Annotated in this window: 3 protein-coding genes; all 3 read right to left on the reverse strand. The window is 76.3% G+C overall.

The window, feature by feature from the left end:
* Nucleotides 1-948: FAD-binding oxidoreductase (locus CCN56_RS24195; protein WP_143664610.1), on the reverse strand; the 948-nt coding region annotated here is incomplete at its 3' end.
* Nucleotides 949-1,066: 118 nt separating this feature from the next.
* Complete coding sequence (locus CCN56_RS24200; protein ID WP_086829951.1) at nucleotides 1,067-1,252, reverse strand: hypothetical protein; 186 nt, start codon at nucleotides 1,250-1,252, stop codon at nucleotides 1,067-1,069.
* A 76-nt stretch (nucleotides 1,253-1,328) separates the two neighbouring features.
* Nucleotides 1,329-1,985: a UdgX family uracil-DNA binding protein gene (locus CCN56_RS24205; protein ID WP_086829953.1), complete on the reverse strand. Its 657-nt coding sequence runs from the start codon at nucleotides 1,983-1,985 to the stop codon at nucleotides 1,329-1,331.
* Between the last annotated feature and the right edge of the window lie 270 nt (nucleotides 1,986-2,255).

Genomic DNA, 2,255 nt, shown 5'->3' on the forward strand with positions numbered 1-2,255 from the left:
GCCCGAGCGGTCGCGCGCCCAGGACTCCAGGCGCGCGTACCGCTCGGGCACGCCTCCGCTGCCGGGTGTGAACGCCTCTCCCGCGACGATCAGCAGCCGCCGGCCCTCGCCGAGCGGGGCGGTCCGCACCGACCGGACGCCCTGGTCGACCGTCAGGTACATGCCGTACGGGGCGTGGCGCTCCTCCACGGGGGCGGCGACGACCAGCTCGCGGCGCACGGAGAGCCGCATGAGGAGGGTGGTGTGACAGTGGAGCGGGAAGTGGGTGGCGAGGACGACGTCCCGGGCGTGGACCGTGCCGCCGCCCTCCAGGGCGAGGCGGCAGTCGGCGCCCTCCCGCAGGCCGGTGACCCGGGTGAACTCGTGGACGCGGCCGCCGAGCGCGACCAGGTCGTCCGCCAGGGCGAGCAGGAAGCGGCGGGGGTGGAACTGCGCCTGGTCCTCGACCCGGACGGCGGCGGCGACCGGGTACGGCAGGTCCGTCCGGGTCACCGCCGTGGCCCGCAGGCCCGCCGCGGCGGCGGCGGTTGCCTCCGCCCGGATCGTCCCGGCGCGCGTCTCGTCGAGGGTGTACGTGTACGCGGGCCGGCGCTCGATCTCCGCGTCGATGCCCCTCTCCCCGCAGAAGCGCAGCACCTCGTGCAGGGCGTCCTCCTGGGCTTCGGCGTACGCCGCGGCCTCCGTGTCTCCCCGGCCCTCGCGCAGGCGCCCGTAACACAGGCCGTGCAGGGAGGTCAGTTTGCCGGTGGTGTGTCCGGAGACCCCGGCCGCGATCCTGCCCGCTTCGAGGACCACGACGTCGCGCCCGGCGCGGGTGAGCTCGCGGGCGGTGCAGAGTCCGGCGATGCCGGCCCCTACCACGACCACGTCGGCGGCGAGGTCGCCCTCCAGGGGCGGCCGGACGGCGCCGGGCGGCGCGGACTCCATCCAGTGCGAACGAGCGTGCATGATCGCTCCTCTCGGCGGCCGCCCGTGGGGCGACCGCCCGGCGTACCACGCGGAGTTCCGGCGCGGGAGGGCGCGCGGTCGGCGCGGCCTTGCGGAGTGCCGGGCGCCGGAACCGCCGTCAGTGGGCGGCGGCACCGAACTCGGCGTGCTGCGTCCGCAGCGCGAGTTCGGGTTCGGTCCGGGGCGGCCTGCCGATGAAGCGGCGTCGCGCCTCGGCGTGTGCTTCCTTCATGAGCGACCGGAACTCCTCGTCGCCGAGCCCCCGGTCCCGCACCTTCCTCCCGCCCTCGGCGTTCCCGCCCATGGGGATCCGCCTCCTTCCGCTCGTCCCCCCTCTCGCCGCGACTGCCCGCTGCCGCGAGCCGAACCGCCCGCTGCGTTCACAGGGCGTCCGCCGCGGTACGGAGGTCGGCGACGAGTCCCGCGTACATCTCCTGGCGGTCCCGGGCGCGCAGGACGGCCGAGGGGTGGACGGTCGCGAGGACCCGGGTGCCGTCCCCGGCGTCGGGCAGCGGTCTCGGCACACCCCGGTCCGTGCCGACGCGGAAGTCGGGGCCGAGCAGGGCCCGGCCGGCGGTGGCTCCGAGGATGACGATCAACTCGGGTGAGACAAGGCGGAGTTCGGCCATGAGCCAGGGTCGGCAGGCGCGGGTCTCGCGGAGGGTGGGCGTCTTGTGGATGCGGCGTTCGCCCGGCTCGTCGCGGGTGAACTTGAAGTGCTTGACCGCGTTGGTGACGTACAGGTCCTTCTCGTCGATCCCCGCCTCCGCCAGGGCGCGGTGGAGCAGCCGTCCGGCGGGCCCCACGAAGGGGGCGCCCTCGCGGTCCTCCTGGTCGCCCGGTTGCTCGCCGACCAGCATCAGCCGCGCGTCCGGGTCGCCGCGGCCGAAGACGGTCCCGGTCGCGTCGCGGTGGAGGGGGCAGCCCCGGCACTCCGCCGCCGCCCTGCGGTGCGCCGGGAGCCCGCCTCGGCTCGGCAGATAGGGCGTGGCGTCGTACTCTTCGGGGGAAGCCCTTCGGTCGCCGGTACCGGTCATCACGCACCTCCCGACAGCGACCCCGGCCGGCCCGCGCCGGCGTGTGCCGGTGCCGGCGCGTGTCCGGTGCGTGCCGCTGACGCGCGGGCGTGTGCCCGCCGGGCGCCGCCCCGAAACGGCCGCGCGGCCGCCGGGTGGACGGGGCGGCGACCCGCGACGGTCGGGCGGGCGGGCGGCATGGCCGGCCCGGGGGCGGGTAGTCGCGCGCCGAGGCGAGGAGGAGTCCGAGATGAAGATCCTCACGATGGGTGTCGAGGAGGAGTTCGTACT

It is taken from the genome of Streptomyces sp. NRRL B-24572 (assembly GCF_002156145.1).
Taxonomy (GTDB): domain Bacteria; phylum Actinomycetota; class Actinomycetes; order Streptomycetales; family Streptomycetaceae; genus Streptomyces; species Streptomyces vietnamensis.

Bases quoted from the DNA above. Each gene is read 5' to 3' on its own strand.
- CCN56_RS24200 (WP_086829951.1), bottom strand. From the start codon at position 1,252: ATGGGCGGGAACGCCGAGGGCGGGAGGAAGGTGCGGGACCGGGGGCTC.
- CCN56_RS24205 (WP_086829953.1), bottom strand. From the start codon at position 1,985: ATGACCGGTACCGGCGACCGAAGGGCTTCCCCCGAAGAGTACGACGCC.